The sequence below is a fragment of the Methylophaga sp. F-2 genome (genome assembly GCF_056859315.1).
The window spans coordinates 734671-749219 of the sequence record NZ_JBSXOF010000019.1 but is presented as its reverse complement, the minus strand read 5'-3'; the positions used below and the strand labels follow the sequence as shown (position 1 = coordinate 749219).

9 protein-coding genes and 1 other RNA gene are annotated in these 14549 nt (G+C 40.1%); 9 read left to right on the top strand and 1 reads right to left on the bottom strand.

The genetic code is table 11. From position 1 onward, the window contains the following. Positions 1 to 114: 114 nt before the first annotated feature. From smpB to AC13DA_RS12830, 7 genes are all read left to right on the top strand, one after another. The gene (gene smpB, locus AC13DA_RS12860) at positions 115 to 594 is read left to right on the top strand and encodes an SsrA-binding protein SmpB (protein ID WP_007145454.1); all 480 of its coding nucleotides are present in this window, start codon (positions 115 to 117) and stop codon (positions 592 to 594) included. A 63-nt stretch (positions 595 to 657) separates the two neighbouring features. Further along, positions 658 to 995, top strand: a transfer-messenger RNA (tmRNA) gene (gene ssrA / locus AC13DA_RS12855). 467 nt (positions 996 to 1462) lie between these two features. Beyond that, positions 1463 to 1915 carry an LAGLIDADG family homing endonuclease gene (locus tag AC13DA_RS12850; protein WP_482945979.1) on the top strand — a complete coding sequence of 151 codons (453 nt, stop codon included), beginning with the start codon at positions 1463 to 1465 and terminating at the stop codon, positions 1913 to 1915. A gap of 192 nt (positions 1916 to 2107) precedes the next feature. Next, positions 2108 to 5797, top strand: a complete 3690-nt coding sequence (locus tag AC13DA_RS12845; protein ID WP_482945978.1) for a YobI family P-loop NTPase — start codon at positions 2108 to 2110, stop codon at positions 5795 to 5797. Positions 5798 to 6241: 444 nt separating this feature from the next. Next, positions 6242 to 6538 carry a hypothetical protein gene (locus tag AC13DA_RS12840; RefSeq protein WP_007145453.1) on the top strand — a complete coding sequence of 99 codons (297 nt, stop codon included), beginning with the start codon at positions 6242 to 6244 and terminating at the stop codon, positions 6536 to 6538. Between the two features lie 390 nt (positions 6539 to 6928). Further along, positions 6929 to 10675 carry an EAL domain-containing protein gene (locus AC13DA_RS12835; protein ID WP_284452035.1) on the top strand — a complete coding sequence of 1249 codons (3747 nt, stop codon included), beginning with the start codon at positions 6929 to 6931 and terminating at the stop codon, positions 10673 to 10675. Beyond that, complete coding sequence (locus AC13DA_RS12830) at positions 10650 to 11204, top strand: hypothetical protein (protein ID WP_482945977.1); 555 nt, start codon at positions 10650 to 10652, stop codon at positions 11202 to 11204. The genes AC13DA_RS12835 and AC13DA_RS12830 overlap by 26 nt, the downstream gene beginning before the upstream one ends. A 28-nt stretch (positions 11205 to 11232) precedes the next feature. Here AC13DA_RS12830 and AC13DA_RS12825 read toward each other — a convergent pair whose 3' ends face one another. Then, positions 11233 to 11415: a hypothetical protein gene (locus tag AC13DA_RS12825; protein WP_007145450.1), complete on the bottom strand. Its 183-nt coding sequence runs from the start codon at positions 11413 to 11415 to the stop codon at positions 11233 to 11235. A gap of 189 nt (positions 11416 to 11604) precedes the next feature. Between AC13DA_RS12825 and gspE the strand changes: the two genes are divergently transcribed. After that, the gene (gene gspE / locus AC13DA_RS12820) at positions 11605 to 13317 is read left to right on the top strand and encodes a type II secretion system ATPase GspE (protein ID WP_482945976.1); all 1713 of its coding nucleotides are present in this window, start codon (positions 11605 to 11607) and stop codon (positions 13315 to 13317) included. Continuing rightward, a complete protein-coding gene (locus AC13DA_RS12815) occupies positions 13310 to 14527 on the top strand; it encodes a type II secretion system F family protein (protein WP_482945975.1) in 1218 nt (405 codons plus the stop codon). The genes gspE and AC13DA_RS12815 overlap by 8 nt, the downstream gene beginning before the upstream one ends. Positions 14528 to 14549 lie beyond the last annotated feature (22 nt).

Here is a 14549-nt window from a genome sequence, read left to right as displayed (position 1 = left end):
AAGTAAATTCACTCGATTGTACCCAAAACTTTTGTCTTTCAACAAACCGCACTCATTTTAGTTTCGTGAATGATAAATAATGAAGCCGCTGTTTAAACACTCTATAATATGCACATGGCAGCGAAAAAGAATAAAAAGAAAGTAGGCGAAAACACCATCGCAGTGAACCGTAAGGCACGGCATGAATTTTTCATCGAAGATAAATTTGAAGCAGGACTGGTTCTCGAAGGGTGGGAAGTGAAAAGCCTGCGTGATGGAAAAGTGCAGCTCAACGAAAGCTATGTCCACGTTCGCAATGGTGAAGCCTGGTTAGCCAACGCACTCATTACCGCGTTAAAAACCGCATCCACACATATCAAACCAGAGCCACAACGTGACCGTAAGTTACTGCTGCATAGAGCAGAATTACACAAACTGATCGGTGCAGTTGAGCGTAAAGGTTACACGCTGATTCCATTAAATATGTACTGGAAAAAAGGCATGGCCAAGATTGAAATTGCGCTGGCCAAAGGTAAACAACTTCACGATAAACGCGCAACAGAGAAAGATCGCGACTGGAATCGTGACAAAGCCAGAATTCTGAAAGCAAGATAAGTTTTCACTGGTTGAAAAACGCCTAATCCGATACAATATAAGAGTTCAACACTTTGGGGGCGACCTGGCTTCGACGGGGATTACAAAACCTAAGGTGCATGCCGAGTACTTCAGTTCTCTCGTAAAAAAGACTGGAATTAAATTAGTTGCTAACGATAACAACTACGCACTAGCTGCTTAATAACCAGTGAATGCCGTTCGACCAGATCCGTGCTTGTGCGTCTGGTATCGGGCGTCGACTCTCACAAGATCGTCTCGAGGTATGCTTGGTACTAAGAGATTAAAACCTTACAAGATCGCTACTTGTTTTCCCTGTTCATCGGGTAGCAGGTAGTTAAATTAATAGATGAAATAAGCATGTAGATCCGAAGGCGGAGGATCTGCGGACGCGGGTTCGATTAGTAAAATGGTCGCCATAGGGAGTGATCCCTATTGGAAAAAGAGAGCTCATACGGTGAACGCTACGGGACAAGGGTCCTATGCCAACGCCGTCCGGTGAATGGGAAACCAGTAAGCCGGCTAGAGACTCATAGGTTCCTAACGAGACTTGTCTTCATGGAATACTAGGGTGGGTTGATGGTAAAACTGATACTCACAAACGCTCTCCATCTGATTTATCAGATGAAGGAATAGTCCAGGCCTGAATGAAAATTCAGGAATCACTGTCCCGCCGCCTCCACCAAATACAAAACAACCACCTTCGGGTGGTTTTTTTGTGCCTGAAAATCTGAGGAGTAAGTTGGGAGGAGCTATAGCGAATCCCAATATTTTGATATCTTGTATGATGTTGTTGGTTTGGTTTCATACTTTTATCCAACCTATAATCTAATTATCAAATACCAGATAGCCCAACAGACGAGGTAATGGAATGTCTCTCTACAAGGTTACAGCTGAACTCTCAGCCATCGATGCTGCATATATCGCAGGACTTATAGACGGTGAAGGCACCGTTACCCTGTGTCGAAAACATAAAAATGAAAACAGACAACTTTCAGTGACGATTAGTAACACTGAGCGAGAGCTATTAGATTACGTAATGACTCAAGTAGTGGCTGGGAAAATCACTAAAAAGAAAACCGCTCAAAGCCATCATACACCAAGCCTTACATATGCTATCTATAACCGTCAGGCACTGAGTTTACTGAAACAAATAACCCCATACCTTCGAACTTATAAGAGACATCGTGCAGAGTATATTTTGCAACATTATCTAAATGTCACTCCACGTAATGGCAAATACAGCAAAGAATTGCTGGATGCTCGCAAACAATTTGAGATAAAAGTGTTGAATATACTTCCAGAGAAACAATTAACTAAATAAATCATGTAAGTGATTATTGATAGTGAGTATGAGTTTGATATTCTTAGGATTTAAAAGCAGGACAAAAATCAAGTTTCCTGACCCCTTGATTCTGCGCTATATAAATTTCATTAGAATCTTAAATGTCAGAATGAGTCAAAAGTATGTTTAAATTAATTTAGATTTGTAAATGATATATGAATGGGGATATCTATGTTTCATTTCAAGGAGCGATTGAATCGGTGGAGGGAGAGATTACGAGATAAAGAGGCCGAAATATCCTCAAGCGAGACAAAGAGTGATTATTTTGATGACTTAGCACCAGTTGACGATGCTGATAAAGAAAAAAATTATCAGTTTTATGCTAAAGCACTGGCTCATGCTCTTAAGAAAGATAAAATTAAAAATATTGCTATTACAGGTCCTTATGGATCTGGTAAGAGTAGTATTATCAATACCTTCGAACAGAAAAATTCTGAACTCAACTTCTTAAAAATATCTCTAGCTTCATTTGACGAACGAACTAACTCATCCAGAACTCCATTTACAACTGCCGTAGCAACGACTACTGAAAATAGATTGATTGAAAGGAGTATTCTGCAGCAAATGCTTTATGGTGTTGATGCAGATAAACTCCGTTACTCTCGTTTTAAGAGGATATTAATACCAAAAGCTGCATTAGCTAGATCATTTATTATTTGTATGTGGCTTTTGACAATTATTTTTTTATTTACTGATACCTCTTTTTTTGAAAAAATCGATACGTTTAGTTTTTCTCATATGGTTGCTACGTGTCTCATCACGTTCGTGATTGTTGTGCCGATCATTCTTGGTGCTCTTGTATATGAGTCATTCTTTGGTATTTCATTCAAAAAGCTATCATTAAAAAACGCTGAGTTTGAGATAAACAGTCTTTCTGAGGATTCCATTTTAAATCGTCATTTAGATGAAATTATCTATTTTTTTCAAGTAACTAACTATCATGCTGTGATTTTTGAAGATTTAGATCGGTTCGGATCCCCGGAGATATTTGTCAAACTCAGAGAAATTAATAATCTAATTAATAAAAATGACAAAACGGATAACAAGATAAAGTTTATCTATGCTCTCAAAGACGATATGTTTGCAAACGAGGATAGAGCAAAGTTTTTTGAATTTATTATTCCCGTAGTTCCCATAATTGATAATTCAAATTCACTAGATATTATGCATAATCGGCTCGAATATATGGGCTTGTTGAGTGTAATAAAAACTGAATTTTTGAGAGATGTCTCTTTTTTCATTAATGATATGAGGTTACTCAAAAATATCTTTAACGAGTTTATAATTTATGCCGCACAAATTAGTGTTGAGTTGAATAAAACACAGCTATTGGCAATGATGATTTATAAGAATTTGTATCCCGATGACTTTGAAAAATTGCATAATTCTGACGGAGCTTTGTTTCGAATAAGTGAATCGAAGAATACAATTATTGAGCAATTGAAAAATAAAATTTCGAATGATATTGACTCACTTCAACTGGCACTAAAACATGCAAGAGAACAATCTTTTCTACATATCGAAGAACTGATTAAATTATTTCTAGGACAGCTATTCTTGTCCACATCAGACCAGACAAATTTAAAGGGTAGTATTGGGGTTTTCATAAATTCTGAGTCAGTTGAGTTTTCCGAACTATTAAATTGGGAAATCTTCGAGCAACTAATCGCCGAGAGTGATATTACTTTTGCTGTACCTCATCCGCAAAATAGAAATCATCTAATACCTAGGGCATCAGGAAAATCATTTAAAGATATTGAGAATGAAATCAATACCGAGGTTTCGTTTTTAGAGAGAAAGCTTCGCATAGATAATCTCAAAGATGATTCACAAAAAGAACTTCGAGCAGAAATTCGTGCTTTGGAATCAGAAAAAAATAAAATCGCTGTAATGCCTCTTCATGAACTCATAAAAAAAACAGATATCTCAGTTGATGAGATACTTTCTGAATATAACTTACCTGCGCCGGATTTATTTAGGTATTTAGTTACTGAGGGATACTTAAATGAAAATTACCCACTATATATTTCGACCTTTCACGAGGGACGGATATCAATGCGTGATAGGAGTTTCGTGCTCGCTATAAGAAGTTATAGAGAGACAGATCCGTTACAGATTATCGATAATCCAGAGGAAGTTTGTGTCAGTTTACGTACAACTGATTTTAGCCAGCATTATATTTTAAACGTTGTTTTAATGGACTACTTGCTTCAAAACTCAACATCAGTAACGAATCAATTAAAACTGGATGCGGTGCTTGATTTTATTTCAAGAAACTTTGAAACAGCTAGAGATTTTCTCATCACTTATTTTGAGTATGGTAAGAATATCGAGTTAATTACTCAGAAGATGGCTAGCTATTGGCCTTCATATGCGATCGAATCATTAAAATTTAGTGATGCCCCAACACACATAGCAAATATCCTGTCTTTTGTTGATGAAAAACAAATTGTTAACGTGTTGGATAGGGCTGGAAAATTATCTGAGTACATTAGCATGAATGGCGGATTAATCTTTAATTCAGAAATTAATTTTAATGGTGACTATTCAATTCTAAAACAGCTCAAAATAAAGTTTCAAAACTTAAACTCGTTAAAAGAAAATATCTTGTTATTAGAGTACATTCATAATGAAAATTTATACCAAATAAATTCTAATAATCTTCGCGTTGTCCTGGGAGTGTTTTGTCACGCGAAGGAAGTTGATATCAGCACTGCTAATTTATCAACAGTTCTGGAGCTAGGGACGGAAAGTCTCAAGTCATATGTGAAGCAGAATTTGCAAACTTATATAGACACTGTATTTCTTCTAGAGCCAGACAACACTTTAGAAAAACAAAAAACAATTAACTTTTTGGTAGATAACGAAACCATCAGTCTAGAGACTAAGAAGAAAGTATTAAAAAAACAAGAGTATAAATTCAATAGCTTGGAGGATATCCCCCAAAACCTTTGGGATTTCGCGCTTACCGAGGGACAGGTTGATATTACCTGGAAGAATATTTCCACCTACCTTTTTTATTCTGATAACAAGCAGGAAATTGAAGCGGCCTCAGAGTTTATTACGGCATTATTTTTAAGGACGAAGCTTGCTGATGAACTTAAAGATACACCAATAGACAGTACTGAGCTTGGTGATGGTATATCAAAAAAACTGTCTAGGTTTATTGTAAATAATGATGCACTTCTGAAAGTAGATTACGAAAATCTCATCCAGTGTTTACCTTACCGTTATCGTAACTTCCCAAATGAAATTTCTGCCGACAAAGCTTTTCTTTTGGCCAAGCACGATAAAATTTCATTAAATTCAGTTACGTTTGAATACTCTAAAAATGATAAAAGTTTACTTTCAATGTTAATTGCAAAAAATAAACCATACTTCATAGCAAACAGAAAATTCTATGAAATTAGCGATGCAGTAATTGAAAATATTCTCAAAATGGACGAATTTGGAAAAATCTTTAAGCTTAAATTATTTTCTGATATTCAACCTACGACGTTAGAGGGAAATCATCAGCTAGCTAATATAAGTGTTGATCTATTGTCACTGCCTGCTGCAAATCATGAAAAATATAGCAATGAACTTTTGAAGTCTGTGATAACCAACACTGAGCACATTAAAAAAGCAATATTGCTTCTTTCCAAAAATATTCTTCGGTTCGATAAAAGTGAAGTAATAGATATTCTGAAAGTGTTGCCAGAACCATATAAGGATATAGCATCATTTGGCAAACAGCCTAAATTAGATAAAAATAAAGAGAACCTCCACTTAATTCAGGAGCTCGAAAAAAACAACATTATTTCATCAAAAAAAGTTCGAAAAGGTGTGATCGAGGTTTATACCTATAAGAAGCCGTTTTAAAAGTTTTTTAAACTTAGACCAATCCAATACACTTTAGTGTGGTAGTGATGTCTTAACGTAACTGGTTCTTTACATTATTAGTAAGACTAAGACGATGTACACATGGTTTTTCTTTTTGGGGGATACTATGGGGGCAACTTAATAAATAATGATTCATTAAGTTTATATTTTACAGGTGATTGGCGCGGGAATTCGATTGACGCCGCCACATAAATGACCACCCTCGGGTGGTTTTTTTGTGCCTAACGATCTGGAAAGTAGGTTGGGTAGAGCTATAGCGAACCCCAACATTTGAAATTATGAGTGATATTGTTTTGTTAGGTTTGATGCTTCAACCCAACCTTGTATCTCTCCAGGAATATCTGTTTAGCTCAACTTTTTGCTGAGGGATTTAGTTGAAGTGTTTATAGTCTGGTTATATCAATATCGTTTGAGGTGATAACCATGAAAAAATTAGCGCTAGCTTGGCTAATGTTCGTTAGTGTTTTTGCTCATGCCGACGAGCTGACAAAAGAAGAAACCTGTGAGGGCTGGGCAAATAAAGCCGAGCAGTTTATGGAGGTTCGGCAAAACAATGTGCCTATCCATGAGGCGATGAAGATGACGGTAGGCAATTTTTCACGGGGTTTGATGTTGCGTGCTTATAATGAACCGGTTGCTGAAAATGAGGGTGAAAAGCAAGCTGTTATCGATCATTTTGCTGAACTAATTGAAGATGAGTGTTTGAAAAACGCTCAGTAAAAAGGTCGCATCAGGCTGGATTTACCGCGCAGCAAATAGTTTTAAGTTCTTACTATTGAGTTACAACGGTTAATGTTTATCGAGCTTAATGTTCTATTTTGCTTGCTGACATTTGTTTTCAGCCATGCACGCAGGCGATAAATAGGCAAATAAATACTTTTTTATTTTCATTTGCTTATAAATAGTTTTTACTAGAGAAGACGTATTATTTGTAAGTCTAAATAGTTGTGCAGAAGTTATGGTCTTTGTTCTGTACTTTTTTATTTGATTATCAATGTCATCTTTTATCGGGCAAAACTAAACATCTTTAATAAGGTTGTGTAGACTGGCTTTACAAAAGATTCACACCCCAACGCGTGCATACAAGGGGACTCAAAAAGACAATGCTCAATGCAGATTAGAGAAAAACTCAGTTTAATCGTCATCGTCAGTATTCTATTGACTTCCATACCCGCCGCTATTTGGGTAAGTGCTTATTCAAAAGAAAAGCTTCTTAACCGAGAGGTGAATAATCTACTGGCTGTGACTCAGAATCAGGTCGATATCACTTCTCAGAAGCTCAGTTATGCAGAACCTAAATTAAAAGGCTTAGCCCGTTTACTACAAAGTGAATTAGATAAACCGGTTACAAAGGAAGAAATAGACAAGTTCTATCAAACAATAGAGCTGAATAGTGACGGGGTTTGGCGTAATAAGAAAGACCAGTTTGATGGTCAGGTCAATGCCGGGATTTTCATTCCTGACTCAGCTGATTTAACAGATAAGCAGAAAGTGATGCATTTACGCATCAAGCAGGTGATGGATGTTTTTGGCTCATCTGCTAATCGTGTATTTGAAAATGTGTGGTATCTGTCACCTGATTTACGCAGTGAAGTTATTTTTGATTCTCATTATCCTCAATTTATATTTACTCAGCAGGCTGACAATGATTACACGCAAACGCCTTGGGTAAGCTTAACTTCTCCTTCTGATAATCCCGACAAGCAATATACCTTTACACCGCCTTTATTTGATCCTGTTAATCAGGTTTGGATGGTAAGTGCCTTATACCCGCTTTATGTCAGTGGAAAGTGGGTGGGGTCGCTTGGTGAGGATATGCAATTAAGCAATGTGCTGGGCTTTACTTTCAATGAGCAACAACTTTACCCAGATACACAGCATTTCCTGTTGGATAAGCAAGGGAATTTCATTCTTGCCGGTCAATGGCAAAAGCAGCTTGAGTCAGGTGATGAAAAACAGGTGACGGATTTTCTCGATAAAGAGAATGCGCTTAAAGTCATGTTAAAACAGCCTGTTAAAGATAGTCCACAGATTGCGTCAAAAGATATTATCGTAAATGGAGAAAAGTATATTGTCATCTCTATGTCGGTGGTTCCGGTTGATTGGCGCTACTTTAAACTCATTCCGATAGATGATTTGATCGAACCCGTTAATCGTTTATTAGCGATTCTGATAGCCGTATTATTTGCGGTCACTATTTTCTCTGGTTGGTTGATTACCGTTGCAGTCAATAAGAATGTGATTTCACGTATCACACGCTTGACCAGAGAAATGACACGTTTTGAGTCTGGTCAAAAAGTGGCGTTGACAGCTGAGCTAAAAGGGAATGATGAAATTACCACTGCAGCCAGAGCGTTCGACTCTATGGCTGAACGTATCGATTCATATTTAACGCGTATTGCGGAAAGCAAAAAGTCATTAGCTGAAAGTGAAAGCCGCTGGAAGCTGGCCCTTGAGTCTACCGGTGACGGTGTTTGGGACGTCGATCTTGACGCTGGCACAGCAAGTTATTCCGAGCGTTGGAAGAAAATGCTGGGCTATATGGATGACAGTTTCCCAGACACGCTAGACGAGACTTCCGAATACATACACCCAGAGGATAGAGAGCAGGCCAGACTGCGTTTCAGAGGATATATTTCAGGCGAGTATGCCAATTACCAAGATGAATTCCGAATGCTGTGTGGCGATGGCTCATGGAAGTGGATTATGGCGCGCGGCATGATCATCAAGCGTGATAAAGACTTACAACCTTTACGTATGATTGGTACCAGTACTGATATTTCCTACTTCAAGAAAATTCAGGATGAGTTACGCACTAATACAGCCAAACTCAGAGAATTACTAGAATATAGCCCGATTGCTGTTCGAATTGTTACCAATACCACCAAAAAAATTGTCTTTGCGAATAAACGTTATGCGGAGCTGGTTAATCAGGATAAAGACAAATTAAACGATCTCAATCCCTTTGCCTTTTACGTTGATCCTACAGTGGTGAAAACCTATTTAAATCATATCGCTGAAGGTAAAACCATCTATAACCAACTGACAGAGCTTAATATCTACGGAGAAGGAACAAAATGGACACTCGCTTCCTACTTGCCAATTAAATATGGTGGTGAGGAATGCAATATCGGTTGGTTCTACGATATTACTGATCGTCTAAAAAACGAGGAAGCACTGCGTTTACATGCCAGCGTATTTGATGATGCCTGGGAAGGCATTCTGATTACTGACAAAGATAACCGTATTATTAGCGTGAACCGCGCATTTAGTGAGATCACTGGATACACACAGGAAGAATTAATCGGTGAAGATCCTAAAATTCTTGCTTCAGGTCGACAGGGCGCAGAGTTTTATGAAGAAATGTGGGAATGCATTCATACTGAAGGGCGTTGGCGTGGTGAAATATGGAACCGGAAGAAAAATGGGGAGTTTTTTGCTGAAATTTTGACCGTAAGCGCAATAGAAAATGATCAGGGCGAGATTACCAATTATCTTGGGCTGTTTGTTGATATTACGGAGATTAAAAAAACAGAGCATCTGTTAGTCAATATGGCCCACTATGATGCCCTGACACAGCTCGCCAATCGAACACTACTTTCAGATAGGCTCGAACAAGCTATCGCCATTGCTAAACGAAGTGAGAAATTGCTGGCGGTATGTTTTCTGGATCTGGATGGATTCAAACCCGTCAATGATGAATTCGGTCACGAAATTGGCGATAAACTGTTGATTGCCGTGGCTGAAAGACTAGCCCAAGTTACTCGCTCCGGGGATACAGCCGCCAGAATGGGGGGGGATGAGTTTGTTGTACTTATCAGTAACATAAACAATATCGATGAGCTGGACCCCATTCTTACAAGACTCAGCCAGAAGATTGCTGAGCCGATTAAGATTAACCATCGTAAACATCACGTCACAGCTAGTATCGGCGTGGCTATTTATCCCTTAGATAATGTGGACGGTGATACCTTGATTCGTCATGCGGATTTGGCCATGTATGAAGCCAAACAGGCGGGGAGGGATGGCTATCATATCTTTGATGCTAAGCTGGATCAGCAGATGCATGAATACCATTCCCAACTGGAGCGATTACATCTGGCGTTGATTGGTGAAGAGTTCAGGCTTTATTATCAGCCAAAAGTGGACCTTCGCCATAACCGTGTTGTAGGTGTAGAAGCCCTTATCCGTTGGCAACACCCTGAAAGAGGTTTATTGGGTGCCATGGAATTTTTGCCTATTATTGAAGATCATGAGTTCAGTATTGAGTTAGGCGACTGGGTATTAAAAACGGCGTTCAACCAATTACAAACATGGCATGAAAACAATTTGCACATTCAAGTCAGTATCAATGTATCGGCCAGACAAATTCAGCATGATGCCTTCTTAAACAAACTCGAATCATTATTGAAGCAATACAAGACTATAGCGGCTGATGATATCGAGCTGGAGATTCTGGAAACCTCGGCACTGGAAACGGTTCAGACAGCGCAGGTTGTGGCGGCCGCAAGTAGTTATTTGGGAGTGCCGTTTGCTCTGGATGATTTTGGCACCGGTTATTCTTCGTTGTCGTATCTGAGAAAACTACCAGTCAGAACCTTAAAAATTGACCAGAGCTTTATCCGGGATATGCTGGGTAATGAAGAAGACATGGCGATTGTGAAAGGGGTGATTGAGCTAGCTCAAGTCTTTAAACGCAATATCATCGCCGAAGGTGTTGAAACTGAAGCGCATTTTAAACCGCTGATGGATATGGGCTGTGATATTGCGCAAGGTTACGCTATTGCTAAGCCCATGCCAGCAGACGAAGTGCTTGAGTGGGTAAAACACTATGAAAATGCGCACAGGAAGAACTAAGTTTATGGCCAATATTCTGCTTGATGAATCACATAAAAAACTCATTCAATCAGCGATTGAATTCGGTAATTGGTTATCAGCTCAGACTTCCCTATCAGAAGATGATAAAAAAGCCGTGCAATCTATTCAGCAGGTATTAAATAAGCTGCCCAAAATAAACGATGGCACCTTAGCCATGTATGGCTTTAGTGTGGAACGCGGTGATGACGAGAAGGGGCTGATTCGGGGCTGGGATATTAGTGTCGAGTATTTTGCTCATGATCCGGAACAGCAAGGTGGTCTGGAAATATTCAGTTCTTATTTACCGATTCCTGAATCCATAGACAAAGATGTGTTGGCCATTAAAAAACAACATGAAGTGTATTTCCACTGGCCTATCGGTGATATTTGTAATCTGGTCAAACAAGAACAGGCGCAGCAGTGGATGACAGCAGTAAGCCAACCGCAGGCTCTACTAGCAGAGGGGGACAGACTTCGGGTGGAGATTGTGTATCAGGATTTTTACAGTGAGATTGAGTTGCCTGGCTGAACAGCAGGCAAAAAAAAGTCTGAGAAACTCAGACTTTTACGTTTAGATTATTGCCTTGTGTGGCAGTAGGTGCAGGGACAGCAGATTCAATCAGTTTTAACGCATTGGCACCATCTAACTTGGCTTTGTTATTACTCATTTGAGCACTTTTGACCATCAGATAATCATCGATACTGATTTTCGGGCTGCCTTGTGTTGCTGAAATACTCATGTCCTACCTCCTACTTTTTGTGCCATCTTACATGACCTTAGTTATCTTCTACGATAAATAGTTCACATAATTCTTATATCGGCCTATTGCTCTAACACTTTAGAATCAAATGCTTTTTGATTCTTTGTCATCGTTTTGACATGACTGTGTGATTGACTTTCAAGATTATCATTCATCCATGTATAACTCATGACAGCAGCAAGTGTGACACGTTCATCCAAGGTGATTCCTTATTTACTCGATCATCATTTGGTTGATAGCTTTTCGTTGACTACAGCCGAGTCGTTTCATAAGCAGCAGTTATCACAGAATCCTTCTTTGCTGGTGAGTTTGGGGCTGATTTCCGAGCAACAGATGGCTTCCGCTTATGTGAAAGCTCATGATATTGAAAAATGTGACATCAAATCCTTACCCGCTGAAGCTCCCGAACATCAGATAGCCAGTCGATTTTTACAAGAGGCAGAATGTTTGCCCGTGTTTATCGACGAGGCAGAACTCACGCTTGCCATGGTGAATCCGGAAGATAGCTTTGCTTGTCGGTCGATAGCCCAGCTAACTAAGAAACGGGTAAAAAGGCTGGTGATTACCCAGAGTGAATTTAAACAGTTATATGAAAAATGGCATGCTGCTCGGCAGGACAAGGATAGGGTGCATGCTGATGGGATCTTTGCAGATACCGATGATGATTCATCGCTGGTGAATCGCCTGAAAGATATGGCATCGCAAGAGCCGGTGGTGAAGCTGGTTAACTCATTGCTCAATAAGGCGGTTGAGCTGAATGCGTCTGATATTCACATTGAACCTTTTGAGCATCATTTGGCGGTTCGCTATCGCATGGATGGTGTATTAAAACAGCTCGATTCTCCACCTGTTAAATCCAGTGCTGCCGTGATATCCCGTATCAAAATAATGGCAGAGCTGAATATCGCTGAACGACGACTGCCACAGGATGGTCGTCTGCAAATTCATGCTGATGGTCGTTTGATAGATTGCCGTGTCTCCACCACGCCGACCCTGCACGGTGAGAGCATTGTCATTCGTTTGCTTGATAAACAAAAAGTGACACTGGATATTCACCAACTGGGTTTGTCACCACAATCATTAAACGGGCTGATGAAACAAATCAAACAGCCTCATGGCATTATTTTGGTGACGGGGCCCACTGGCAGTGGTAAAACCACGACCTTATATTCTGCTTTGCAGCAATTAAATACCGAAGAGAAAAAAATATTAACCGTCGAAGATCCGATTGAATATCAACTGACGGGCATTAACCAGATCCAGGTCAAACCGCGTATTGGTCTCGGTTTTGCTGAAGCGCTCCGCGCTCTGGTCAGGCAAGATCCGGATGTGCTGATGATTGGTGAAATGCGTGATAAAGAAACTGCTTCAATAGCCATTCAATCAGCATTAACCGGCCATTTAGTATTTTCAACATTGCATACTAACGATGCCAGTAGTGCGGTGACACGCTGTCTGGATATGGGCTTGGAGCATTATTTACTTGCCGTATCCCTGAATGCGGTGATGGCACAGCGTTTGGTTCGCCGTTTGTGTGTGTCATGTCGTCAACCAATGGCCATGACAGCAGAGAGCTGGAAGTCTTTGATGCCTGATACGATTGCATTTGATGATCAGGCGACGATTTACCGCGCTGTTGGCTGTGATCATTGCCAGCAAAGTGGTTATCAGGGACGCACGATGATCAGTGAATTATTGATGGTGAGCGATGCTATCCGTCAGCTGATATTACAAAAAGCCGATGCCAAGACCATTGAGCAAAAAGCCATGGAGCAGGGCATGCAGACACTCAAACAAGATGGCCTGCGTTTGGTGCTGGCTGGTATGACCAGCATTGATGAGGTGCTTCGCTTAACACAGTCGCACCATGCTCATGACTAAGTTTGTTTATAAGGCGTTAACCGCTAAAGGCGAGATGATCTCCGGTAGTAAAGAGGAAGCAGATCAAACGGCCGTGGTGCAGTTTCTTCGTCATTCTGGTTATGTGCCAGTGTCGGTGACCAAACAATCATGGCTGAAAGGGATATTTAATCTACGCCGTGAAAAGCAGCAAGCGCCGTTATCGCCCACACATTTGCTAACTTTTTTTAGTGAGTTAGCGACATTACTGGATGCTGGACTTACAGTCGACCAATCATTAAAGCGTATGGAACGACTCGCCAGTTCAACGGTATTAAAAGACACGCTGGCTGCACTGCATCAAGGTGTGGCTGGTGGTGAGAGTCTGGCAAAAGCGATGGCAGGACAAGGTCAGCGATTTACCGATTTACATATCAATATGGTGCTGGCGGGCGAGACTGGCGGGCATTTACCTCAGGTAATGAATGAATTAGCACATTATCAGGAAACCATGGCTTTATTACGCCGACAATTAATATCTGCCTTAACCTATCCGCTGATCTTGCTGGTCATGTCGATATTATCGATTGTGATGATGATGACCTATGTTATCCCTAAGTTCGTGCCATTATTTGATGGTGCCGAGCAAACCATTCCCTGGCTGACACAACAGGTGTTTGCCGTTGCCGATTTTTTTGAACAGAGCTGGTGGCTGCCTTTGGTTATATTTATTGTGCTGGCACTGGCGATTGATACGCTACAAAAACAAAAAGCAGGCAAAGTCTGGCTGGATGGCAAAGTACTCAAGTTGCCTGTCATTGGTTCACTGGTGACCGCCGTTAATATTGGCCGTTTTTCTCAAAGTATGGCGTCAATGCTGACCCATGGTGTGGGGTTAATTGAATCGGTCAATATGGCGTCTGGTTCAATCAATAATGGCAAAATCAAACAGGCGCTAACTGAGGTGGCAAAGCAGGTCTCTAACGGCAGTTCACTTGCCAAAGCATTAACGTCTTTTTCCTGTTTTCCGAGCCTGTTAATCGAGCTGGTCGAAATTGGTGAACAAACGGGACAATTGGAACCTATGTTCGGCAAAGTGGCAAAAGCCTATCAGCAGCAAGTGGAAGACAAAACCAAACAATTATTAAATTTGGTTGAACCGATATTAATTATTGGCTTGGGCGGCATTATTGGCGTCATTATTATTTCTATCATGTTAGCGATGTTGGGCTTAAACGATCTGGTTCGTTAGTCACTGTCATTAAAGTTTCATT

Bases quoted from the DNA above. Each gene is read 5' to 3' on its own strand.
- AC13DA_RS12830 (WP_482945977.1), top strand. From the start codon at position 10,650: ATGAAAATGCGCACAGGAAGAACTAAGTTTATGGCCAATATTCTGCTT.
- AC13DA_RS12840 (WP_007145453.1), top strand. From the start codon at position 6,242: ATGAAAAAATTAGCGCTAGCTTGGCTAATGTTCGTTAGTGTTTTTGCT.
- gspE (WP_482945976.1), top strand. From the start codon at position 11,605: ATGACAGCAGCAAGTGTGACACGTTCATCCAAGGTGATTCCTTATTTA.
- AC13DA_RS12845 (WP_482945978.1), top strand. From the start codon at position 2,108: ATGTTTCATTTCAAGGAGCGATTGAATCGGTGGAGGGAGAGATTACGA.
- AC13DA_RS12835 (WP_284452035.1), top strand. From the start codon at position 6,929: ATGCAGATTAGAGAAAAACTCAGTTTAATCGTCATCGTCAGTATTCTA.
- AC13DA_RS12825 (WP_007145450.1), bottom strand. From the start codon at position 11,415: ATGAGTATTTCAGCAACACAAGGCAGCCCGAAAATCAGTATCGATGAT.
- AC13DA_RS12850 (WP_482945979.1), top strand. From the start codon at position 1,463: ATGTCTCTCTACAAGGTTACAGCTGAACTCTCAGCCATCGATGCTGCA.
- smpB (WP_007145454.1), top strand. From the start codon at position 115: ATGGCAGCGAAAAAGAATAAAAAGAAAGTAGGCGAAAACACCATCGCA.
- AC13DA_RS12815 (WP_482945975.1), top strand. From the start codon at position 13,310: ATGACTAAGTTTGTTTATAAGGCGTTAACCGCTAAAGGCGAGATGATC.